Here is a 23355-nt window from a genome sequence, read left to right on the forward strand (position 1 = left end):
CGTGAGTGGAACATTAAGTCGCGAATGGAAGCGATTTGTGTGGCTGTTAACCCGCTTTTTGCGGATTGGTGGACACTTGGGGAGGCTGCATGTTAGTGGAGCGATCGGATCTGCAACTTCCCCATCTTCCTGAACGAAGTCTCACCAGGATTTAGTTGTATTAGTGTTAAAGTCCCACCCACTTAACGATTTTGCTACACTCCCCGCCGCTTGCTGCAGAAAACGCCAAGCAGGGGCTATAAAAGCTCTGAATGACGTAGTTCAGTTCTGACGCGCGACTTCCGGTTGGGGTTGAACGGACGCGATAACCTAATAAATGAGGAGACACCTGATGAAACGTAAGGGCTTGTATTTTCTGATCGCGCTGGCCCTGGGCGGCGTAGGTGCCGTTCATGCGCAGGACACCACTGCTCCCGCCGATACCGCAACGACCGATATGGCCACTTCGACCTATGACGGTCGCTGGTATATCGCACCGACCGTTGGCGGCTATTACAACGACACCGATCGCAACACCAACAGCCGTCAGATCTATTACGGGTTGGGCGTAGGTCGCTTCTTCTCGCCGAACATGTCGATCGACCTGTTTGTCGACCGCACCTCGCGTGATAACGATTTCGGCGGCAAGTGGGCCAACAACTCCGTGGGCGCCGCCGTGCGCTTCTATGCGGGTGACTGGAACGCATGGCGTCCATACCTGCTGGCCGGCGTCATGGGCAGCAACCATCATTCGCGTGGCGATTCGGGCTGGTCGCCGGCTGCTGAGTTGGGCGGCGGTGTTTCCAAGACGATCACCGATAGCTCCGACATCCGCATCGAAGGCGGCTACCGTTATGACTGGGACAACAAGACCCAGCCGGCGGAAGATGGCTACGGTGACTGGTTCCTGGGCTTCAGCATCGTCTCGCGCTTCGGCGCTCCGGCAGCGGCTCCGGCCCCGGCCGTTGCTCCGCCGCCGCCGGCTGATTGCTCGACCATGGACGCCGATGGCGATGGCGTGAACGATTGCGACGACAAGTGCCCGGGCACCGCTGCCGGCACGATCGTTGGTCCGGACGGTTGCCCGCAGAAGGTCGTCATCGACCTGCGCGGCGTGAACTTCAAGTTCGATCGCCCGAAGAAGGGTGAGACCGACATCTCGAAGTCGCTGGCCGAGCCGAGCGCCGATTCGATCGCCGTGCTGAACCAGGCTGTCGATACCCTGCAGCGTTACCCGCAGGTGCACGTGACGGTTGCCGGTTACACCGACTCGAAGGGTACCGACGTGTACAACCAGAGCCTGTCCGAGCGTCGCGCGTCGATCGTCTATAACTTCCTGACCGCTCATGGCATCGACGCCAGCCGTCTGGAAGGCCCGATCGGCCACGGTGAGAACGATCCGATTGGCGACAATGCTACCGACTCCGGTCGTGCGCAGAACCGTCGTACGGAGCTGCAGGTTCAGCAGTAATCGAACCGCGGTAACGCAGTAATAAGAAAACCCGGCTTCGGCCGGGTTTTTTTTGGTTCATCGGAATGGATCGGAGGCCTGTCGGATATGCCCGATATGCCGGTCATCAAAGAAACCAGCGTCGAATGACAGTGTTCCTTGTCGCGGCACGGCTCCGGCTTATACCCTAGCTGGATGCCTCGCGCTCCTCGCTCCGAACGTCCCCCTGCAGCCCCCATACCTTCATCAAGGCATGGGCTGGCCCGCGTGTTGTCCAAACTGGGGACATGCTCACGCAGTCAGGCCGAGCAGTGGGTTCGCGCCGGTCGAGTCAGCCTTGACGGACGCGTCGTGCGCGATCCTTATCGTCCGGTGTTGGTGGATCGACAGCAGATCGCGGTCGATGGCCAGCCGGTGAAAGCCGTCGAACATGTCCACGTCGTGTTCAACAAGCCGCGGGGTCTCATTGTCAGCGCAGCGGACGAGCAGGGTCGTGACACCGTCTATACCGCGCTGGCTGCCGCAGGTCTGCCGTGGCTGGGGCCGGTGGGTCGACTGGACAAGGCCAGCGAAGGTCTGTTGCTGCTGAGTAACGATACGGGCTGGGCGGCAGCCATCACCGATCCGATAAGCCATCTGGACAAGACCTATCACGTGCAGGTGTCCGGCCAGCCGGGTGTCGCAGTGCTTGCGGCGATGCAGGCTGGCATTGCCGACGGCGGCGACGTGCTGCGCGCGCGGCGGGTGACCCTGCTGCGAGCGGGTGAAAAAAACGCGTGGCTGGAGGTGGTGCTGGACGAAGGTCGCAATCGGCATATCCGCCGATTGCTGGCTGCGCTGGGTTTTGACGTGCTGCGCCTGATTCGGGTGGCCATCGGATCGTTGGTGCTGGGCGATCTGGCCAAAGGTCAATGGCGGCGCCTGAACGCCGACGAAGTCAGTGCCGTCGATACCCGCAAGCATTGATCATGGTTTCGCGAAGCGCCAGGAAGCGCCCGCGAAACACACCGGTCAATTGCCGATGACGCCGAGTCGTTTGCCGACCTTGGTGAAGGCCGCGATCGCATGGTCGAGATGCTCGCGTGTGTGCGCCGCACTCATCTGGGTGCGGATGCGCGCCTGGCCCTGCGGCACCACCGGATAGAAGAAGCCGGTGACGTAGATACCTTCTTCCAGCAGGCCCGCGGCCATGGCCTGCGCCTGTTTTGCGTCGTAGATCATTACCGGGACGATCGGATGCACGCCCGGCTTGATGTCGAAACCAGCAGCGCTCATGCGTTCGCGGAAATAGCGGGTGTTCTCGTTGAGCACATGACGCAGGTCACCAGCGCTGCTCAGCATATCGAACACCTTGATCGCGGCGGCAACCACGTGCGGTGGCAACGAGTTGGAGAACAGGTACGGCCGGGAGCGTTGGCGCAGCAACTCGACGACTTCCTTGCGGCCGGTGGTGAAACCGCCCAGCGCGCCGCCGAGTGCCTTGCCCAGGGTGCCGGTGAAGATGTCGATCTTGTCCATCACCCCGTGCACTTCGGCGGCGCCGCGGCCGCTGTCACCGAGGAAACCGGTGCAATGGCACTCGTCGATGTGCACCATCGCACCGTACTTCGCCGCCAACGCGGTGACTTCATCGAGTTTGGCGATGAAGCCATCCATCGAAAACGTGCCGTCCGTAGTGACCAGCTTGATGCGTGCGCCTGCCGCGTCCGCAGCCTGCAGCTGCTTTTCCAGGTCGGCCATGTCGCTGTTCGCGTAACGGAATCGCTTGGCCTTGCACAGGCGGATCCCGTCGATGATCGAGGCGTGGTTCAACGCATCGGAGATCACTGCGTCTTCCTCGCCAAGCAAGGGCTCGAACAGGCCGCCGTTGGCGTCGAAGCAGGCGGCATAGAGGATGGTGTCCTCGGTGCCGAAAAACGCGGCGATCTTCGCCTCCAGGTGCTTGTGCAGGTCCTGCGTGCCGCAGATGAAACGCACGCTGGCCATGCCGAAGCCGTGCGTGTCCAGCGCGTCCTTGGCGGCCTGGATCACCGCGGGATGGTCAGCCAGTCCCAGATAGTTGTTGGCGCAAAAATTCAGCACCTTGCGACCGCCTTCCAGCTCGATCTCGGCGGATTGCGGCGAGGTGATGATGCGCTCGGCCTTGAACAGGCCCTGCTCGCGGATGGATTCGAGTTCGCTGGCGTAACGCGCCTGGCCGGAGTAGCTCATGAAGAATGATCCGCTATCGGAGAAAGCAGCCATTGTGAGCCTTTCGTCGGCCACAGAAAACCATTGACAGCAGTTGGTTGCCCCGAACCCATCGATGCGGACGGTCGGGCCGGCTTTGCGATCAGTGCATGCCGAAGTCGACCCGCGTGGTCTTGCCCTTGTCGTCGATGCCTTTGGCATCCAGTTTGGGCGCGGACACGAAGACGCGTTTGTCATCCAGCTTGCCACGCAGCCACTGGCGAACCGCACTGGCGCGTCGTTCGGCAAGATGGCGCAACGCGTCCTGGTCGGCCTGCACATTCGTCTGCAACAAGTTCTCCATCACCTCCGGCGGCTGCGACTTGGTCAGTCCGATAAAGTCACGTGGCTTGGAAAACTTGGCGTGCTTGTAGGCCTTGGTGAGGTATTTGTTGTAGTCATCGGGACTGAGTTTGGACAGGGCCGCGACATCGCTTTCTCCATCACCACGATCCTTGGCCATCTCGTGCGCGACCTGTTCCTGGGTCAGGACCTTGCGCAGTCCTTTCTCGTCCAGTTGGGGGTCCACCCGGCCGATGATGTCCAGGTTGAGCGAAGGCTTTTCGTTGAGGATCTTGGCAATCTGGTTCAGCCGATCCTGCGCCTGGGCATCGAGCACGTTCGAGCCGGGCATGAATTCCACATAGCCGAGATCCTGATGATGGCCTCCCATGCCTGAAGCGATCAGCCGGAACGGCGAGGTGACGGCACGTCCGATCAGGTTGACGAAGGCGTGCCAGATCAGGCTGCCGAAGCTGAAATGCGGATCGCTCAGCGAACCGGTTACCGGAATGTCGACATCGATATTGCCCTGGGAGTCCTTGAGCAGGGCCACCGCCAACTTCACCGGCAGATGACTGATGCCCTTGCCCTCGACGCGATCGCCAAAGGTCAGCTGGCTCAGGAAAATATGATTGTCCGCGTTCAACTTTCCCTGATCGAGTGCGTAATGCACGTCCATGGTGAGCCGACCCTTGACGATCGGGTAGCCGGTGTACTTGCTCGAATAGGGCGTGAGGTGTGTCAGCTCCACGCCGTCGGCTTTCCCCTTGATGTCCAGGAACGCCACCGGCGTCAGCGGATTGATCGTGCCGTCGATATTGATCGGTGTGTTGTCGTCGAGCTGTCCCTGCAAGGTGAGATCGGCCGGCGCGCCGGCGCTGGCGGTACCAAAGGCTCCGATCTTGCCGGCCAGCTGCGTGATGTTGGCGGTGTAATTGGGTTTGATGAAATTGTCGGTGTAGTTGAGATTGCCGCGCGCAAGAACGATCTGACCGATATGGATGATCGGTGGCGGCGCGGCGCTGCTGGCCGACGTGCTGGGTACGGCTATGGCCGTTGCGCTGGCGGCGGCAGTGATCGTTGCCGCTGCGGTAGGCGCCGCACCATTGTTCGCCTGCGTTACCGACACCGGCGCGGTCTGCGGTGAAGCAACCACGTCTTGCAGGTTCAGGCGGCCGTTGCTGTTGACGATGACGCGCGCATAGAAATTGTCCAGCGCCAGGCCGCCCACAGATATTTGCGGGGCGCCCTCGCCAGCGCGTACGTCGAGACCGGTGGCCGCCAGCGAATTCCAGCGCAGCAAATCGTCGTTGGTGACATTGTCCAATACGCTCACACGTCCCAGCGTGAGCTGGCCCCGATAGCTCAGCAGGGGTTCCGGCTTGCGGTCGCTGTAGCGCAAATGTCCGTTCAGACTTACCAGCGCGCTATCGATGTGTACGTTGAGCGGCACACTGACCATCGATTGCAGCGGCGCCACGTTCAGCCGGGTCGCGGTGAGATGCAGGTCGGCGCGGAGCGGCTCCGGCCGCACGGAGCCTGTCGCGCGATATTTGCCCTTGCCGATACCGCCGGCCAGATCGAGTTTCAGCGGTCGGTGCATGTTGTCGGACAGCCCGTCGATACTGAATTTGTCGGCCACGACCGTGATATGCCCGCCCTTGCCGGGAATCGCCATATCCCGATAAGCAAAGGCGCTGCCATCGACGCCGATATGGGCGATGCTCCAGCGCCATGCCGGTGCGGTCGGTGGCCCGCCCGCTGCGTGCGGGGACGACTTGACCAGATCGCCGAGGTCGATGCGTCCGTTGCGATAACGCCGCGCGTCTATCTTCACGCCTTGGAGGTTGAGGCTGCCCAGGATCGCCTGGCTGCTGGCCAGGTCCAGATGCGTGACGTCGACAGTCATGGCTTTCCATGCCACTGGTGTGCGGTTCTTCCGCTGCAGCGCAAAGTCGGTCACCGCGAGCTTGCTGGCGTCGAGCTGCAGGTTGAAGGCTTTGCTCCAGTCGGCCACGAGCTGCCCGCTGGCATCGAGATGGCCATGGCTGACCTGCGCATTGAGCATCGGCGGCGCCATCGCGAGGAGCACGGGAAGGTCCGCACCTTTCAAGGCCGCCTGGCCGACGAAGCGGCTGTCGCCCATGTGCAGTGCACCGCTGACATGCAGCGTGCCACCCGCAAGATTCGAACTCAGATCGATGCCGGCTGGCGTTGCCGCCAGGGTTGAAAACCCGCGGATCGCGCCGTGGACATCGCCGAGCGAAATCTCTTTCGGGGTGGGGGTGCTTGGATCGGCGTAGTCGATCCGGCTGCTTTGCAAGGTCAGTGTGGCGATCCGCGCATCGATGGCCGGTGAAGCCGGTTCGACCGGCGTTTTTGCCGTGCCGGTCAACGCGTCCAGGTTGCTGCGGCCGCCGGGAAGGCTCGTGTAACGCAGGGTCGCCTTGTCGAGCGCAACGACGCCGAAGTGGTAGCGGGACAGCAGCGGCTCGACATCCGCCAGCGTCGCGCTGGCGTGGCCAAGCTCGATGATCGGCGTGCCCTCGTGAGATTTGAGGGTGAAGTTGTCGAGCTGCACGGTGCCGGTCAGCTTCAGCTGTTGAGTGGCATTCCTGTCGATGAAATCCAGTTTGAGCTGGCCCGACAGCTGCCCGCTCGGAATCGCCACCGGCAATGCTGTTGGCGCATAGCTCAGGTAGCGGGGCAGGTCCACATGATCGAGATGGAAGTCGATCGCCGATTCATGGCTGTTGGAAAACGGCTTGGTCTGCCCACCGATGTGGATTGGACTGCCATCTATCCGCATGGCCAGCAGAGGCTGCACGAACACGTCCGCATCGTGCGGCAGGTTGGCGATGAACGGGATGCCCAATTCGAGATGATCGATCTTGTGGCTGGTCGTGAGGACCTTGTCGTCGAAGGCGACGGTGCCGTCGTGCACGCTGATGTTGGAGAGCGCGAAGCGCGTCGGTGGTGCGTGGGGGTCGGCAGGCTTGCCTGCAAAACGGTCGATCAGGTCGGTGAAGTTGAACTGCTGCTCACCCGTGCGCGTGATGTGCAGTTGCGGGTGCTGCAAGGTCAGCACGTTCAGTACCGGCGCCATGCGGAACAGCGAGCTCCAGGACGCGCCCATGGTGAGATGGTCGATATCGACAAACGGCGAATGACCGTCGCGATCGCCGATATGAAGCTGATCGATGCCCAGCTTCAGCGTGTATGGGTTGAGTTGCACGGCTCCCAGGGTGACCGGGCGACCGAGCATGCTACCAAGGCGGCTCTGCAGCTGGCTCCTGATCAGCGGTGGCGCGGCGAAGAAGCCGAGCAGGCCGAAAAGCAGCAGGAACAGGACGAGAATCAACGCACTCTTGCGTGCGCGATGGGAGTGATACAGGGCGCGCGCGTGATGGCGACCCCGCGCGATGCGCTCACGATGCGAAGGACTCTGCTCTGCCATGCCGCTGCACTCCTGTGACAGGCGAACCGACGGAGCCCGGCCAAGTCAGCCGGACACTCCCTTGCCCCAGATTCCTTGCTCGGTTCACTTGCAGTGTAACGTGCAGCCGGCCGTCATGTTCACCGCATCGTGAGGGTTACCCGGCACGATGCAGTGGCGGCGCTCCGTGGCTCAGTTCCAGGAGCAGACGACCTTGCCGCACTGGCCGGCATCCATCAGGTCGAAGCCCCTCTGGAAATCGTCGATGGCGATCTGATGGGTCAGCACCTTCTGCAGCGGGAAACCGGTCAGCACCATCTGGGTCATCTTGTACCAGGTCTCGTACATGCGCCGGCCGTAAATGCCCTGCAGGGTGAGGCCCTTGAAGATCACCTTGTCCCAGTCGATGCCCGCACCGCGCGGCATGATGCCGAGCATGGCGATCTTGCCGCCGTGATACATGCACTCGAGCATGTCGCTGAATGCGCGCGGGTTGCCGCTCATCTCAAGGCCCACGTCGAAGCCTTCGATATGCAGGTCTTTCACTACGTCACGCAGCGACTGGTTGGCCACGTTGACCACGCGGGTGGCGCCCATGTCGGCGGCCAGCTTCAGGCGGTAGTCGTTGACGTCGGTGACGACCACGTTGCGCGCACCGATGTGCTTGGCGATGCCGGCGGCGATGATGCCGATCGGACCGGCGCCGGTGATCAGCACGTCTTCGCCGATCAGGTCGAACTCCAGCGCGCAATGTGCGGCGTTGCCGTAGGGATCGAAGAACGCGGCCAGTTCGGACGGGATCTGGTCCGGGATCGGCCACAGGTTCGACGCTGGCATGCTCATGTACTCGGCGAACGCGCCGTTGCGATTCACGCCGATGCCGATCGTATTCGGGCACAAATGCTGGCGGCCGGCGCGGCAATTGCGGCAATGGCCGCAGACGATGTGGCCTTCGGCCGAGACGCGGTCACCGACCTTGTAGCCGGTTACACCCGGGCCGATCTCGACGATGCGGCCGACAAATTCGTGGCCGATGGTAAGGCCTGGCTTGATCGTGCGCTGGCTCCATTCGTCCCATTTGTAGATGTGCAGGTCGGTGCCGCAGATCGCCGTCTTTTCGATCTTGATCAGCACTTCGTTCGGACCGACCTCGGGCAGCGGCACCTCTTCCATCCAGATGCCCTGTTCGGGTTTGCGCTTGACCAGGGCTTTCATCGTCTGTGGCATGGGGGGGAATCCATTGGTAGGCCCGCGCCGCGGGCAGGGAAACCCCAATTATAGAGCGTTCGTGATGGGCCGGACGGCGCACCGTTCTCGCGAAGGGCGTGACGGGTTGTCTGGACCGTCTAGCGACAGTTACGTCGCCAAGGCGATCCGGATCGCAAGAGAGTGCGATTTCGACCTGATGGGCTGTTTCCGCGGCGAGCCTGCAGTGTTAACCGATCTATCCGGGCGCCCATGGCTCGCCGCGCGGGCCCTTTGGCGACATTCAGGGCGTGGCGCTATGTATCGGTATGGGTGGTGTACCGATCGCTGCGGTGCAGGGCACGTCGAGAAGCTTGCCGGCGTCGGATCGTTCGACGCGTCAAAGGTCGGTGAAAGAATGGGACAGGAATGTGTCCGGCCAGGGCCCGCGTCAACGACGTCGATCCTTCATTTCGACGAGTTCAGGGGAACCGGTCCCGCAATGGCTGATAGATCAGCGCAAACGCGATACTGATCAGGATGCACACGACAAGCCAGAATTCGACATTGTCTTTGTGCCAGACAGGAAGACGCATGCGTCGACTCCACCGAAATTTCCCCATGAGGCGAGGAAGCACCATCGATGCCATGTGCGCTGGCTGTCGGTTGAACAAGTCGGCTTGCACGCCTCGCCTCACCCCGTCGGGCGGCGCAACGCTTGGGAACAGCCAGGGTTCGGCGACCGTGGACAAGAATCTGTAGCACCTCTGTTACATGTTGTAGCCAGGTGCAACAACCGCGCGTTGCATACAATGCGCCCATGCCTGTCGATCATCGCCCCCTCGCCATCTTCCTGATGGGCCCCACAGCCTCCGGCAAGACCGCGTCGGCGTGCGAGCTGAGCGAGCTTTTTCCGCTGGACCTGATCAGCGTGGACTCGGCGCTGGTCTATCGCGGCATGGACATCGGCACGGCCAAACCCGATGCCGTGACGTTGGCGCGGTATCCGCATTCGCTGATCGATATCCGGGACCCGGGCCAGGCTTACTCGGCCGCGGACTTCGTTGCCGATGCACTGCCCGCGATGCAGCGGGCAAGCGCGCAGGGCAGGGTACCCCTGTTGGTCGGCGGCACCGGTTTGTATTTTCGCGCGCTGCAGCAGGGGTTGTCGGATTTGCCGCAGGCCGACCCGGCCATCCGCGCAAGGCTCGCCGCGGAAGCCGAACAATCCGGCTGGCCGGCCATGCATGCCCGGCTGGCGCAACGGGACCCGGTTGCGGCCACCCGCATCGGCTGCAACGACGCGCAGCGCCTGCAGCGCGCGCTGGAAGTCATCGAATTGACCGGACGTCCCTTGTCCGAACTGCAACGCGGTGGCACAACGGCGCATTTCCCCTGGCGGGTACTCAAGCTGGCCTTGTTTCCGGCCGAACGGGGTGTGCTGCACGAACGCATCGCCGGTCGGTTCGACGCCATGCTCGCGGCGGGTTTTCTCGACGAAGTGCAGGTGCTGCGCGCTCGCGCCGACCTGCACGCGGAGCTGCCGGCCATCCGCGCCGTCGGCTATCGGCAGGCCTGGCAGTATCTGGACGGCCAGACGGACGCGGCCGAATTCCGCGACCGGGCGATTTTCGCCACCCGCCAGCTGGCCAAGCGGCAGATCACCTGGTTGCGCAGCGATTACGGTGCCCGCCGGTTCGATCCGGATCAGCCCGGTTTGACCGCCCGTGCGGCCGAGGCCGTGCGGCTGTTTCTGGGCTGCGCCGGCCAGCCGGCTGGACACTAGCGCGGCGATTTGCGCCCCCGGCGTGACCCACCGCACCCACGCAACGCAAAAAGCCCCTTTCATCAAGTATTTGAAAGCAGCTAACATCCCCGTCATGTTGGGCCGGGGCGCCAAGGGCGTTTTTTCCCGGACCTGTCCGTGGCAAGGGGAGAACAAGAAATGTCCAAAGGACAATCGTTGCAAGATCCTTTCTTGAATGCATTGCGGCGCGAGCGCGTGCCGGTGGCCATTTATCTGGTCAACGGCATCAAGCTGCAGGGGACGGTCGAGTCGTTCGACCAGTTCGTGGTGTTGCTGCGCAACCAGGTGAGCCAGATGGTCTACAAGCACGCCATCTCCACCGTGGTGCCGAGTCGCAATGTGCGCATCGGCAATGGTCATGACGGTCACGAGGGTCACGACCATCCCGACGCGTCGGCATCGGGCGACACGGACGCTTGATAGAAGGGTCCTCAGCCCGCATGAAGTAGGTCTGCTCCTGAAGGATCATTCCCACTAGTGTTTGACAGACAAAAGAAAGGCGATCGCGCCGTCCTGGTTCTGCCGCATTCCCGCGGTGAAGGCGATACGGCGCGTCGTGCCGAGGAATTCGCCGAGCTGGTGAAATCCGCCGGTGCCGAAGTGCTGGGCGTCATCAGCGCCCGCGTCGAGGACCCCAACCCGCGCTACTACATCGGCAGCGGCAAGGCGAACGAGGTGGCCGAAGCGGCCCGCGCGCTGGAGGCCGACCTGGTCCTGGTCGATCATGTGCTGACCCCGGTGCAGGAGCGCAATCTCGAGAAGCATCTTGGCATCCGCGTGGTGGATCGTGCCGGATTGATCCTGGACATCTTCGCCCAGCGCGCCCGCTCGCACGAAGGCAAGCTGGAAGTGGAGCTGGCCCAGCTCAAGCACCTCGCCACCCGGCTGGTGCGTGGTTGGACCCATCTGGACGCCCAGCGCGGCGGCGCCATCGGCAACCGCGGCCCCGGCGAAACCCAGCTGGAGACCGATCGCCGCCTGCTCGGCGAGCGCGTCAAGATGCTCACCAAACGCCTGGAGAAAGTGCAGACGCAGCGCGGACAGCAGCGTCGCGCACGACTGCGCAACACGGTGCCGCGGGTGGCCCTGGTCGGCTACACCAACGCCGGCAAGTCGACCCTGTTCAATGCGTTGACGACCGGTGACGTCTACGCCGCCGACCTGCTGTTCGCCACGCTCGACCCGACCGTGCGCAAGCTGGAGGACCTCAGCTGCGGTCCGGCCGTGCTGGCCGATACGGTCGGCTTCATCCGCGAGTTGCCGCACGACCTGGTGGCCGCCTTCCGCGCCACCCTGGCGGAGGCACGCGACGCCGACTTGCTGCTGCACGTCAGCGATGCCGCCGACGAGGAGCGCGATCGCCTGCATCGCGTGGTCGACAACGTGCTGGAGGAGATCGACGCCGGCGACGTGCCGCAACTGCACATCATGAACAAGATCGACCTGGCCGGTGCCGAACCGCGGATCGACCGCGATGCCGCCGGCAAGCCACTGCGAGTCTGGTTGTCCGCTGCCACCGGGGTCGGTCTGGACCTGCTACGCCAGGCGTTGGGCGAACTACTCGGCGGCGAGCGGGTGCAATCGGCGCTGCAATTGCCGTTGTCGGCGGGACGCCTGCATGCGCGGCTGAAGGCGGCCGGTGCGATCAGCGGGGAAACGGTGGACGAACATGGCTGGCAATTGCGCATCGATGCGCCGCGCAGCGTGATCGCGCCTCTCAGTGGCAACGATGCGACCGAGACCCGGCTGCTGCGCGACCTGCTGGCCGTGGCGGAATGACGCTGCCGCGCTACGGACGACGTCATTCGGCTCTGCTAGAATATCCAGCGTTTGTGCGGCCCTTCCCGGTCGCTTGCACCTCCCCATCGACAGCTTTTGGCTGAATCTCATGTGTAACCCGGTTCAACACGCTTTCCGGCCGTGGTTGCCGGCCTCCGACGGCCTCAAGGAGACTGACAGTGGCATGGAATGAACCCGGCAAGAACGGGCAGAACGACCCGTGGAACAGGAAACGTCCCTCCGGCAAATCGCCGCTGGACGACGTGCTCAACAACCTGAAAAGCCGTCTGGGCAAGTTGGGGCAGGGCCCCGGCAGCATCCTTACCGCCGTACTGGTTCTGCTGGTGGTCGGCTTGCTGTTCAGCAGCTACACCATCGTCGGCGCGCGCGAGGCTGGCGTGGTGCTGCGTTTCGGCGAGTACTCGCGCACGCTGTCGCCAGGCTTCCACCTGAAACTGCCGCAGCCGATCGAGTCGGTCACCAAGGTCGAGGCCACGCGGATCCGCTCCGTCACCGACAAGGTGGCCATGCTGACCAAGGACGAAAACATCATCACGATCGATTTCACCGTGCAGTACCAGGTGGACGATTCGCGCAAATACCTGTTCTCGCTGAATGATCCGGACGGCACCATCGGCGCGGCCGCCGAAGCCGCCGTGCGTTCGGTGATCGGTGGCAGCGACATGGACCAGATCCTGTCCGCCGCCGGCGCCAGCCTGGTCAGCGAGGCCCAGGTGGCGCTGCAAAAGACCCTGGATGGCTACGACTCCGGCTTGCGCGTGACCGAGGTGAGCTTCCAGAACGTGGCGCCGCCGAACGAAGTGAAGGATGCCTTCGACGACGTCAACAACGCCCGCGAAGACAAGCAGAGCATCGAAAACGGCGCCCTGGCCTACGCCAGCAAGGTGGTGCCGGTAGCGCGTGGTGATGCTGCGCGCATCGCCGCCGAAGCCTCCGGCTACAAGGCCGAACGCGTCGCCCGCGCCACCGGCGATGCCACCCGTTTCGACCTGATGCTGGCCCAGTACAAGGCCGCGCCGGAAGTCACCCGTAAACGCCTGTGGCTGGAAACCATGGAACAGGTGCTGGCCGACAACCCCAAGGTGATCGACGGCTCGGGTGGCCGCAACATCATCAACCTGCCGGCGCTGCAGGGTGCGACGACCACTGCATCGCCGACGGACTCCGGCACGGTAGGGGCCATTGTGTCGCCGACACCAACGACCGGCAGCAACGCGGCTGACAAGGGGACGCAACCATGATGAAGATCACCTCCATCGTCGTCGCGGCACTCGTCGTCCTGCTCGGCCTCAACAGCATGTTCGTGGTCAGCGAAGGGCATAGCGCACTGCTGCTGCAGTTCGGTCGTATCGTGCATACCGACTACCAGCCTGGCCTGCACTTCAAGGTGCCGGTGCTGCAGCAGGTCATGCATTTCGACAAGCGTATCCTTTCGCTTGACGCGCCGCCGGAGCGTTACTTCACCTCCGAAAAGAAGAGCGTCAACGTCGACTTCTACGTGAAATGGCGCGTGGCCGACAACGCCGCGTACTACCGCGCTACCGGCGGCGACCAGCTCACCGCCGCGCAGCGGCTGACCCCGATCGTCAAGGACGCGCTGCGTTTCGAATTCAACGCGCGCACCTTGCCCGACCTGATCTCCGGCGGCCGCAAGGACATCACCGAGCGAGTGCGTGCGCAGACCGACACCTCGGCGCGCAAGAACCTCGGCATCGCCGTGGTCGACGTGCGCATCAAGCGAATCGACCTGCCCAACGAAGTCAGCGAATCGGTCTACAAGCGCATGCGTGCCGAGCGTCTGCAACTGGCCAACGAACTGCGCTTCACCGGCCAGGAGTCGGCCGAGACGATCCAGGCCGACGCCGATCGCCAGGGCCAGGTATTGCGTGCCGACGCCCAGCGCGATGCCGCCAAGATCCGCGGCGAAGGCGATGCCCAGGCCGCGGCCATCTACGCGCAGGCGTACAACCAGGATCCGGAGTTCTTCACTTTCTATCGCAGCCTCGCCGCCTATCGCAAATCGTTCGAGGACGGCAAGGGCGTGATGATCATGAAGCCGGACGACGAATTCCTGCGCTACTTCGGCCAGCCCGCAGCGAAGCGTTGATCCGTTCCACGAATCCAGTCACCGATGTCGCCCCGGCGGGGCACACAACCTTTAGAGAAGATCCCGGAGTAATGCAGCATGGGTAAGTCAGTAGTCATCCTCGGAGCCCAGTGGGGCGACGAAGGCAAGGGCAAGATCGTCGACCTGCTGACCGAGCGCGTCAGCGCCGTGGCCCGTTTCCAGGGCGGCCACAACGCCGGCCACACGCTGGTGATCAAGGGCAAGAAGACCGTGCTGCACCTGATCCCCTCGGGCATCCTGCGCGACGACGCGCTGTGCCTGATCGGCAACGGCGTGGTGCTGTCGCCCGAGGCGCTGATCAACGAGATCGCCGAGCTCGAGGCCAACGGCGTCGAAGTGCGCTCGCGCCTCAAGATCAGCCCGGCCACGCCGCTGATCATGCCGTACCACATCGCCGTCGATAAGGCGCGCGAGATCGCCGCCGGCGGCAAGGCCATCGGCACCACCGGTCGCGGCATCGGTCCGGCCTACGAGGACAAGGTCGCCCGCCGCAGCGTGCGCGTGGCCGACCTGATGTACCCGCATGAGCTGCCGGCGCTGATCAAGACCGCGGTGGACTACCACAACTTCATCCTCACCCAGTGGCTGAAGGTCGAGCCGGTCGACTACGACACCGTACTCAAGGACGCGCTCGCCTGGGGCGAGTACATCCGCCCGCTGGTCGATGATGTCGCCACCATCCTGCACGACGTGCGCGCCGAAGGCGGCAACATCCTGTACGAGGGCGCGCAGGGTGCGCTGCTGGACATCGACCACGGCACCTATCCCTACGTCACCTCCAGCAACACCACCATTGGCGGCGCACTGGCCGGCACCGGCGTGGGCGCACGCGACATCGACTACGTGCTCGGCATCTGCAAGGCCTATGCAACCCGCGTCGGCAGCGGCCCGTTCCCGACCGAGCTGCATGACGAGATGGGCGAGCGCCTGCGCAAGGTCGGCAACGAGTTCGGCGCCAGCACCGGCCGCCCGCGCCGCTGCGGCTGGATCGACCTGGTCGCGCTGAAGCGCGCCACCCAGATCAACGGCATCAACGGCCTGGCCATCACCAAGCTCGACGTGCTCGATGGCCTGGAAACCATCAAAGTCTGCATCGCCTACGAATACCGCGGCAAGCGCCGTGAACTCGCCCCGCTCGACGCCGACGGCTGGGACGAGTGCAAGCCCGTCTATCTCGAATTCCCCGGCTGGGAAGAATCCACCGCCGGCATCCGCGACTGGAACAAACTGCCACCCGCGGCGCGTGCTTACCTGCGTGCGGTCGAGGAGCTGTCGGGCTGCAAGCTGGCGCTGGTTGCCACAGGGGCTGATCGTGACGACACGATCAGCCTGGATGATCCGTTCGCCTGATTGTTTCGCCCGCGCCAACTGCAAAAAGCCCCGCACTGCGGGGTTTTTTCATAATTCTTTTAAGAAACCTTGCGTCTCATCATCAACGCAGTACACATAGCATCCCTTCATTCCGCGGGTTAGAAGCGTCTTGTAGGTATTGCGGATGATTCTGTCGACTCTTTCGCCTGTGCCATCGGGGTCAGCCTTCATCATCGTTTTCCAACCGCGAATGGAGCGATCCATTTTTGAACGGGCTTTGGGTTCGGTGATCAGCTTTCCACCGCGAGCGATCAGATCTGGCCCGATGATTACGCCGATGTAGTCCAGCTCCAATCCCTGGCAGGTGTGGATGCAGCCGACTTCGTCGATCGAATTCGGTGCCATGATCCAGAGGCTGCCGTCCTTGTCGAGATTCCAGCGCTTGGCGTAGCCATACTCGGGGATGACGACGTCGTATTGATCAGGGTTCTTCTTGCTGACCCAATCCCAGCAGTAACCGGCCACAACACGGGATTTGTTGTTGGTGGCGTTGCGTTCAGCGAGAAGTTCATGCAATTCGTTGGGGGAGTCGATGACGCGGAAATCGAATTCCTTGGTATCGAGCGTGGTATTGGCTGTCTCGCGGATGCCCAACGTGTTGTCCAACCACGCCATGTAGCCATCCGATCCGTTGCAGCGAAACTGCGATGCCAGCTGCAGGTGAGTGACTTCGGCGCCAGCCGATTTCGCCCATTTGTCGAGTTCGGCGGTTTGCCCAATATCGGAAAGCGTCACAACTTGGTCGTCGTCTACAAAGAAAATAGTGCTCCGGCTGCTGTGGATAATTTCCTTGATCTGGTTCTCGCCAAGATTTCCGTAGAGGCCCGATTTTTCGTTGAGACGGTGAGCCTCGTCGACAACCAAAGCATCAAAGGTGTCGGCCTCGGTTTCATAGAAGGCGCCGGATCCCGAGAATAGATTGCCGATGGCGGTCTGTTTGAAAGTTCCTGTCAATTTGGCTTTGAACACGGCACGAGGCGCCGCATTCTTCGAGACATATTTGGTCACGAGTCCAAGCTTGGAGAGGTGAGCCAGCAGGTTAACAGCGATGACTGACTTGCCGGTGCCTGGGCCACCTTGAATGATCGCGACCTGTTTCTTGTCACCTGATGCACGTGTCGCCATGGTCACGGCGTTCTCGAAAACCACTTTCTGGTCGTCGATGAGCACGAATTCGCGGTTGCCCCTCATCATCCCGACCAAACTATCCACCAGCATCTTCGATGGGCGGATGCGACCGTTCTCGATCTCGAAAATCAGTTCAGCGTTATCACCGTACTTAACATGCTGTTTGATGAATTTCCGTAGGCGATGGCGCTCGGTCTCACCCTTCAGAAACAGCGGGGCCTTGCGGATGTAATCCCCGTAATAGGCGGGATGATCGATGACGCCATCATGTACGTAGTTGTGGAGATAAGCGCAGGGACTGAGAGCGACGTTGCGCTCATAGACCGCTTCGTTGAAACCTTCGAGCAAAGCTGCGTATGACCATGCCTGGTAACAGGGGTGTGCCCCTTCGCGTTCCGACGAAGACCCGCCACGTCGGGCAATGATGAGTCCGTCTTTTTCGGTGAGTTTGGCCTCGGACCACTGTTTGAGTTCAATGATGATCAGATTCGGACCATTGTCGGTACGACCGGAAAGAATGAAGTCGATGCGCTTGGAGGTCTGGGGGATGCCGAATTCGACGCCGACACCTATATCGTCAGGAATGTCGGGGTCGCGCAGCACCTTGGCCATTTCGCCCAGCGAATTTTTCCACGAGCGGAATTCTGCTTCGGGTGCGTATCGGCCGGTACGAGCCAAGTATCTGGCGGCAATAACGTTCTCGATGTCCCGATTGTCGTGATCGTCCAGAAACTTGTTCTTGTTTGCCTGATAAACAATCACGCTTCGGCCCCCTGTGGCCTGGCATCAAAGCTCAGAGTACTTCTTGCTCGTCCCTTTCGCTCGTTCGACCGGATATTTGACAGCATTGGCCAAGAGCTTCTTGTGTGCCGCATCAAGTGGGTCGATGCCGAGCTTGTCTGCCAGCTGCAGCAAGTACAGGAAGACATCGGCGACTTCCTCGGCAACGGCCTCGCGTTTCTCGGCCGAAATCAGGCGGCTCTCCTCCTCTGTCAGCCACTGGAAGTGCTCAAGGAGTTCGGCTGCTTCGACAGATAGCGCAGCAGCCAGGTTCTTGGGCGAATGGAACTGCTCCCATTCGCGCTCCGCAGCAAACGTGCGCAACGATGCCTGTAGTGCTTCTATGTCCGTGCTCATGGCTCAGCCCATCTTCTGTTGTCAAAGCGATGCGTGGAAGCTTACCTTCCTTCATCGATGGGCGTAGCTATGCACGACCCCGCGGAGCGTGTTGACCTTGGCTTCGCATCTGTCGCATTACGATGCTGCAAGCAAGATCAACCGCGCCAGGAGTAACGCCTCATGTCGGACGAACATCCCAAAACCCCCATCGACCATATCGGCGACACGCTGGCGCAGCTGAAGGAGATGCGGCATTACTCCAAGAACAATGTGGAGGCGCTGACCGCGTCGTGGTTGTTGTACGACGGTGAGTTGTCGAAGCTGAAGCAGGCGGACCGGATTGCGGGTTTGATGGATCGGCAGAATGCGCTGCACGAGGCGCTGGAGACGACCATCGCTGAACTCGAGGAGGTGCTGGAGAAAATGCAGCCGCCGCCGGAGGAATAACTTGATCGGCGGATGTCACGAGGAGCCCCGGATTCGGGGCTTTTTCTTTGCGTGAATCGGCTCAATGGCGCTTCGATTCGACGGCTCACTGCCGACGCAGAAGGCCGTCGCCAATGCCAAGGCAGAGCCGTTGCAACCAGCGCATGGGAGGTTTTGCCGCGTGTGTAGCCGTGGGCGGCGGAGGGGATGGTTTCCGTGACGCCAACCGGCGCAGCAGGCGCGGATCGGTGATGTGGCCGTGCAGGATCAGCAGCTCGGTCCAGAGGGAGCTCATGGGGATATCCATTTGAGAGTGGGGGATGGAGCGGGAGCGGCGCGCTCAGTCGCGGGTGTCGCCTGCGAGCGTGGTGGCTTGCATGGATGGTCGCGCGCTGAAACGTTCGTACCAGGACGACAACCGGGGACGCCCTGTCGCGAAGGAGTAGACGTTGCGGAAGGCTATCCAGCTGAGCGCAGTCGCCAGGGCGATGTCGCCGATATCAGGTACGGTTTTCGTGGACGGCGCATCGCCGATTTCCTGTTCGAGGACATCGCAGGCGGCGGCGATCTTTTCCAGCTGGCCCTGCAGCATCGGCGGCCAGCGTGACGGTTCGGGGCGGCGCTCGGCTTCCCAGCGGGCGGCGATGCCGGCGTCGGCCATGCCCAGTGCCAGCGCTTGCCTGCGCAGGGCGCGGAAGCGCGCGCCGTGTTCGGGCGGGATCAGCTTCGGGCCGGTGTGCAGGCCGTCGAGGTATTCGCAGATCACGTTGGAGTCGAACAGCGCCGGGCCGTCGTCGACGATCAGCACCGGCACCTTGCCGAGCGGGTTGAGCGCAAACACCTCGTCGTTGCGGCGGGTGGGGCTGGTGTCGTGGTGGATCACCTCGATGCGGTGTTGCAGGCCGAGTTCGTGTGCGGCGACGAGCACCTTGCGCGCGTACGGTGAATGCGTCTGGTAGAGAAGTTTCATCGGGGTGCGTGCTCCGAAAAGAAGGGGCGCTCAAGCCGCCAGCAGGCGTTCACGCATCGCGGGCGACAGGTTGCCGCCGCAGAGGATCGTCGCCACGCGGCGGCCGGCGAAGCGCTCCGGATCGTCGAGGATGGCGGCCACGCCGACCGCGCCGGACGGTTCCACGGCGACCCCGAGGTGGTGGTGGATGAGGCGCATCGCCTCGAAGATTCGTGCCTCGGACACGGCGACCACGTCGTCGCAGCACGCGCGCAGGTGCGCCAGCGTGGCGGCGATCGGCACGCGCACCGCGATGCCGTCGGCGATGGTGTCGGCGTGGGCGGTCTCGACGAGCTGGCCGGTGTCGATCGACAGCTTCATCGCCGGCGCACCGGCGGCCACCACCGCGATGATTTCCGCGTGCGGCGCCACGTGCCGAATCGCGGTGCCGATGCCGGCCAGCAGCGCGCCGTTGCCGAGCTGAACCACGATGGCATCGAACGGTGCCGACGCGGCGAGTTCGAGCGCGAGGGTGCCGGCGCCTTCGGCCAGCTCGGCCTCGGTGCCATCCTCGACGAAACGCAGGTCCACGGCGGCCGCATGGCGACGCGCGACGTCCTTGGCCGCGTCGAAGTCGGCGCCGGCCAGCCGCACCTCGGCACCCAGCCGGCGCATCGCGGCCAGCTTCACCGGGTTGGCGGTTTCCGCGGCGAACACGGTGCAGGCGTGGCCGCGCCGGACCGCCGCGCGGGCCAGGCCCTGCCCGAAATTGCCGGCGGAAGCGCAGACCATCGGCTCGCCGGGTTGCAGCGCGAGCGCAGCGAACAGCTCGGTACCGCGGCCCTTGAACGAGCCGATCGGGTTGGCGGTTTCGTCCTTGGCGATCAGCTGGCAGCCCAGTGCCGCGTCGAAGGCGGCGTTGGTGAGCGTGGGCGAATCCAGGAACACCGGATCGATGTAACGCGAGGCGTCGATGATGCGCTCGAGGCGGGTTTGCGTGGGCATGGGCGAGGTCTCGCGGTGGCGTGGAAGGCGACGACCTATGCTAGGTTTCCGCGGCGCGGCGAAGTCGCGTTGTGCGCCCGCAAAACAGGTTTTCTCCCCACACCACGAGGTGTTTGCGCCCGATGCCCGCCGAACTGGACAAATTCGACCGCCGGATCCTCGCGATCGTGCAGCGCGACGCGCGACGCTCCGCCGAGATGATCGGCGCAGACATCGGCCTGTCGGCGTCCGCCGTGCAGCGGCGCATGGCACGGTTGCGCGAGGAGGGCGTGATCGTGGCGGAGGTGGCGCTGATCGATCCGCGCAGCGTGGACCTGCGGCTCACCGTAATCACCGATCTCGAGGTCGAGCGCGAACGCCCCGAGCTGCTGGCCAGTTTGCGCCAGTGGATCGCGGCGGAATCGGCGATCCAGCAGGCGTGGTACGTGACCGGCGATGGCGACTACGTGCTGGTGGTGACTGCGCGCGACGTCGACGACTACGACGCGCTGATGCAGCGGCTGATCGCCGCCAACCCCAACGTGAAACGCTTCCGCACGCGCGTGGCGCTGGACACGCTCAAGCGCGGCCTGGCCTTGCCGGTGGACGCGGCGCCTGGTTGAGGCGCCGCGTCAGGTTCAGGCCAGCGTGCGCAGTTTCGGCTCGCGCGCCCAATGCCGCGTCTTCGCCGCCTTGATGAAGCCGGCGGTATCGGTGGCGTCGACCACGCCGGCATCCTTGCCGACGCCGCCGGCCTTCAGCACCGCCTGCGCGCCGGCATCGGCCGCGATCGCTTTCAGATGGCCAAATGCGTCGCGCACGAAGTCGATGGCGGCGGCTTCCTTCGACAATTTCTTGCCGGCGTCGGCGGACAGCACCACGGCGACGGCGTCGAACACGGTCGACGGCGTGCCGGCGAGTTGACCATCGGCGCTCTTCTGCTTTCCGTCGCTCAGCTTCGCGCCGCCGACTTTCGGCGCGACGATCTTCACCGCGGCGCCGGCAGCTTCGGCGGCCTTGCGCAGGGCCTTGATCGTGGCGGCGTCGGAGCCGTCATCGATCAGGATGCCGACGACCCGGCCTTTCAGGGTGTCCTTCATCTTGCCGATGATCTGCAGCGGCGGGGATGGCGGCAGGTCTTTCGCGGGCACGGCGGTGGGCGGGGCCGGTGGCAGCGCGGCAAGACCCAGGCCGTTGGCCACGCGTTGGGCGAGGTCTTCGTCGATGTGGCGCAGGTGGCCGACGACCGCCTCGCGCACATGCAGGGTTTCCACCTTGGACAGCTCGAACACCAGCGCCGAGGCGATGTGCGCCTGCTCCGGCTTGGTCTGGCTGCGGTAGAACTGGCGCGGCTGGCTGTAGTGATCGGCGAAGCTCTCCGCGCGAATGCGGCCCTTGGCGCCGTCATCGGTCGGTTCGGCGAAGCTGGGGAAGCCGGCGGGCGTGGCGCGTGCCGAGCTGGGATCGAGCGAACTCGGCTCGTAGTTCACGCGGCCTTTCGGCACCTGCATCTGCATGTGGCCGTCGCGCTGCTGGTTGGCGAACGGGCATTTCGGCGCATTGATCGGCAGCTGGTGGAAGTTGGGGCCACCGAGACGGATCAGCTGGGTGTCGAGGTAGGAAAACAGCCGGCCTTGCAGCAGCGGGTCGTTGCTGAAGTCGATGCCGGGCACGATGTTGGCGGGGCAGTAGGCGGCCTGCTCGGTCTCGGCGAAGAAGTTGTCGGGCCAGCGGTTGAGCACCATGCGGCCGATCACGGTCAGCGGCACCAGTTCCTCGGGGATTAGCTTGGTTGCATCGAGATGGTCGAACGGAAACTTCGCCGCGTCCGCCTCGGTGAACAGTTGCACGGCGAACTCCCATTCCGGGAAATCGCCGCGCTGGATCGCCTCGAACAGGTCGCGCCGGTGGAAATCGTTGTCGGCGGCCTGCAGCTTCAGCGCCTCGTCCCACACGGTGGACTGCAGGCCGAGCTTCGGCCGCCAGTGGAATTTCACGAAGGTGGAGCGGCCCTTTGCATCGAGCAGGCGGAAACTGTGGATGCCGAAGCCCTCGATCATGCGCAACGAGCGCGGGATGCCACGGTCGCTCATCGCCCACAGGATCGTGTGCATCGATTCGGGGGTCAGCGAGATGAAGTCCCAGAACGTGTCGTGCGCGCTGGCGGCTTGCGGGAAGGCGCGGTCCGGTTCCATCTTCACTGCATGCACCAGGTCGGGGAATTTCATCGCGTCCTGGATGAAGAACACCGGGATGTCGTTGCCGACCAGGTCCCAGTTGCCTTCCTTGGTGTAGAACTTCACCGCGAAGCCGCGCACGTCGCGCGGCGTATCGACCGAACCGGCGCCGCCGGCGACGGTGGAGAAGCGCGTGAACAGTGGGGTCTTCACGCCGACTTCGGTGAGGATCTTCGCGGTGGTGTATTTGTTCAGCGACTTGGTCAGCTCGAAGTAGCCATGCGCGGCCGAACCGCGCGCATGCACGATGCGTTCGGGGATGCGTTCGTGGTCGAAGTGGGTGATCTTCTCGCGCAGGATGAAATCTTCCAGCAGGGTCGGCCCGCGCGGCGAGGGGCGCAGCGAGTTCTGGTTGTCCGGGATCGGAATGCCCTGGTTGGTGGTCAGCGCGGGATGCGAGCCCCCGGCCATCTGCTGCAGCTCGTCGCCGTTGCCGCGGCGGTCGTCGACGGATTTCGCCGCTTTGGCGGATGGCGCGGGCTGTTTCTTCGATGCCATGACAAACGCTCCTGTAGTGGGTCGTTGGCGCGGCGCAGCACGTCGCGGGGGAGTGGCCATCGTGCGGCGATTGTCGTGAACCCGCCGTCATGCTTTTCAGGATCAAGGGCGACCCCTCCCCAGCCCTCCCCTGCGAGCAGGGGAGGGCGCACGGGCGCCGCTGTCGCCCGCAGGAGGGAAATACTGCGGTCCCACTTGCTCCCCCTGCTCGCGGGGGAGGTTGGCGACCCAAGGGAGTCCTTCAGCTGAGGGGCGCCGGGGCAGTTCTGGCCTTGGCTGCACGTGAACCCGTTCCGGGTTCGGTGAAGGTCAACATGACTTCCGGCCGTGTCCGAAAGCCGCGGCGA

Annotated in this window: 19 protein-coding genes; 10 read left to right on the top strand and 9 right to left on the bottom strand. The window is 63.4% G+C overall.

The window, feature by feature from the left end; all coding sequences use genetic code 11:
* Positions 1 to 331: 331 nt before the first annotated feature.
* Entirely contained in the window at positions 332 to 1450 is a 1119-nt protein-coding gene (locus ACPPVV_RS07915; protein WP_426702910.1) for an OmpA family protein, read from the top strand.
* A gap of 174 nt (positions 1451 to 1624) precedes the next feature.
* The gene (locus ACPPVV_RS07920; protein ID WP_426702911.1) at positions 1625 to 2395 is read left to right on the top strand and encodes a pseudouridine synthase; all 771 of its coding nucleotides are present in this window, start codon (positions 1625 to 1627) and stop codon (positions 2393 to 2395) included.
* A 45-nt stretch (positions 2396 to 2440) separates the two neighbouring features.
* Here ACPPVV_RS07920 and kbl read toward each other — a convergent pair whose 3' ends face one another.
* The 3 genes from kbl to tdh all read right to left on the bottom strand — a co-directional run bounded on the left by kbl (position 2441) and on the right by tdh (position 8603).
* Positions 2441 to 3640 (bottom strand): glycine C-acetyltransferase, encoded by a 1200-nt coding sequence (gene kbl, locus ACPPVV_RS07925; protein WP_426702912.1) that lies wholly within the window; start codon positions 3638 to 3640, stop codon positions 2441 to 2443.
* A 121-nt stretch (positions 3641 to 3761) separates the two neighbouring features.
* Positions 3762 to 7397, bottom strand: coding sequence for a DUF748 domain-containing protein (locus ACPPVV_RS07930; RefSeq protein WP_426702913.1), 3636 nt, complete (start codon positions 7395 to 7397; stop codon positions 3762 to 3764).
* 171 nt (positions 7398 to 7568) lie between these two features.
* Entirely contained in the window at positions 7569 to 8603 is a 1035-nt protein-coding gene (tdh, locus tag ACPPVV_RS07935; protein ID WP_426702914.1) for an L-threonine 3-dehydrogenase, read from the bottom strand.
* 778 nt (positions 8604 to 9381) lie between these two features.
* Between tdh and miaA the strand changes: the two genes are divergently transcribed.
* The 6 genes from miaA (at position 9382) to ACPPVV_RS07965 (ending at position 15646) form a co-directional block, all read left to right on the top strand.
* Positions 9382 to 10347, top strand: a complete 966-nt coding sequence (gene miaA, locus ACPPVV_RS07940) for a tRNA (adenosine(37)-N6)-dimethylallyltransferase MiaA (RefSeq protein ID WP_426702915.1) — start codon at positions 9382 to 9384, stop codon at positions 10345 to 10347.
* Positions 10348 to 10506: 159 nt separating this feature from the next.
* Positions 10507 to 10788: an RNA chaperone Hfq gene (gene hfq, locus ACPPVV_RS07945; protein WP_426702916.1), complete on the top strand. Its 282-nt coding sequence runs from the start codon at positions 10507 to 10509 to the stop codon at positions 10786 to 10788.
* A gap of 57 nt (positions 10789 to 10845) precedes the next feature.
* Entirely contained in the window at positions 10846 to 12147 is a 1302-nt protein-coding gene (gene hflX, locus ACPPVV_RS07950) for a ribosome rescue GTPase HflX (RefSeq protein WP_426702917.1), read from the top strand.
* A gap of 179 nt (positions 12148 to 12326) precedes the next feature.
* A complete protein-coding gene (gene hflK / locus ACPPVV_RS07955) occupies positions 12327 to 13409 on the top strand; it encodes an FtsH protease activity modulator HflK (protein ID WP_426702918.1) in 1083 nt (360 codons plus the stop codon).
* Entirely contained in the window at positions 13409 to 14275 is an 867-nt protein-coding gene (hflC, locus tag ACPPVV_RS07960) for a protease modulator HflC (protein ID WP_426703194.1), read from the top strand. The genes hflK and hflC overlap by 1 nt, the downstream gene beginning before the upstream one ends.
* 78 nt (positions 14276 to 14353) lie before the next feature.
* The gene (locus ACPPVV_RS07965) at positions 14354 to 15646 is read left to right on the top strand and encodes an adenylosuccinate synthase (protein ID WP_426702919.1); all 1293 of its coding nucleotides are present in this window, start codon (positions 14354 to 14356) and stop codon (positions 15644 to 15646) included.
* Between the two features lie 48 nt (positions 15647 to 15694).
* Here the strand turns inward: ACPPVV_RS07965 and ACPPVV_RS07970 are convergent, their stop codons facing one another.
* On the bottom strand, positions 15695 to 17557 hold the full coding sequence (locus ACPPVV_RS07970) for a DNA/RNA helicase domain-containing protein (protein ID WP_426702920.1): 1863 nt from the start codon (positions 17555 to 17557) through the stop codon (positions 15695 to 15697).
* A 24-nt stretch (positions 17558 to 17581) separates the two neighbouring features.
* Positions 17582 to 17932, bottom strand: coding sequence for a nucleotide pyrophosphohydrolase (locus ACPPVV_RS07975; RefSeq protein WP_426702921.1), 351 nt, complete (start codon positions 17930 to 17932; stop codon positions 17582 to 17584).
* A 162-nt stretch (positions 17933 to 18094) separates the two neighbouring features.
* Between ACPPVV_RS07975 and ACPPVV_RS07980 the strand changes: the two genes are divergently transcribed.
* A complete protein-coding gene (locus ACPPVV_RS07980; RefSeq protein ID WP_426702922.1) occupies positions 18095 to 18361 on the top strand; it encodes a hypothetical protein in 267 nt (88 codons plus the stop codon).
* An 85-nt stretch (positions 18362 to 18446) separates the two neighbouring features.
* On the opposite strand, the gene ACPPVV_RS07985 is transcribed toward ACPPVV_RS07980, so the two are convergent.
* From ACPPVV_RS07985 to ACPPVV_RS07995, 3 genes are read right to left on the bottom strand one after another with little or no spacing between them, the layout of a single operon-like run.
* Positions 18447 to 18635 (bottom strand): hypothetical protein, encoded by a 189-nt coding sequence (locus tag ACPPVV_RS07985; RefSeq protein WP_426702923.1) that lies wholly within the window; start codon positions 18633 to 18635, stop codon positions 18447 to 18449.
* A gap of 45 nt (positions 18636 to 18680) precedes the next feature.
* Positions 18681 to 19310, bottom strand: a complete 630-nt coding sequence (locus ACPPVV_RS07990) for a glutathione S-transferase family protein (RefSeq protein WP_426702924.1) — start codon at positions 19308 to 19310, stop codon at positions 18681 to 18683.
* Positions 19311 to 19340: 30 nt separating this feature from the next.
* Positions 19341 to 20294, bottom strand: a complete 954-nt coding sequence (locus tag ACPPVV_RS07995) for a threonine ammonia-lyase (protein ID WP_426702925.1) — start codon at positions 20292 to 20294, stop codon at positions 19341 to 19343.
* Positions 20295 to 20416: 122 nt separating this feature from the next.
* Between ACPPVV_RS07995 and ACPPVV_RS08000 the strand changes: the two genes are divergently transcribed.
* Positions 20417 to 20896: an Lrp/AsnC family transcriptional regulator gene (locus ACPPVV_RS08000; RefSeq protein ID WP_426702926.1), complete on the top strand. Its 480-nt coding sequence runs from the start codon at positions 20417 to 20419 to the stop codon at positions 20894 to 20896.
* A 15-nt stretch (positions 20897 to 20911) separates the two neighbouring features.
* On the opposite strand, the gene ACPPVV_RS08005 is transcribed toward ACPPVV_RS08000, so the two are convergent.
* Positions 20912 to 23008: a catalase gene (locus ACPPVV_RS08005; protein WP_426702927.1), complete on the bottom strand. Its 2097-nt coding sequence runs from the start codon at positions 23006 to 23008 to the stop codon at positions 20912 to 20914.
* Positions 23009 to 23355 lie beyond the last annotated feature (347 nt).

It is taken from the genome of Rhodanobacter sp. Col0626 (genome assembly GCF_049994385.1).
In the GTDB taxonomy this organism is placed as follows: Bacteria; Pseudomonadota; Gammaproteobacteria; order Xanthomonadales; family Rhodanobacteraceae; genus Rhodanobacter.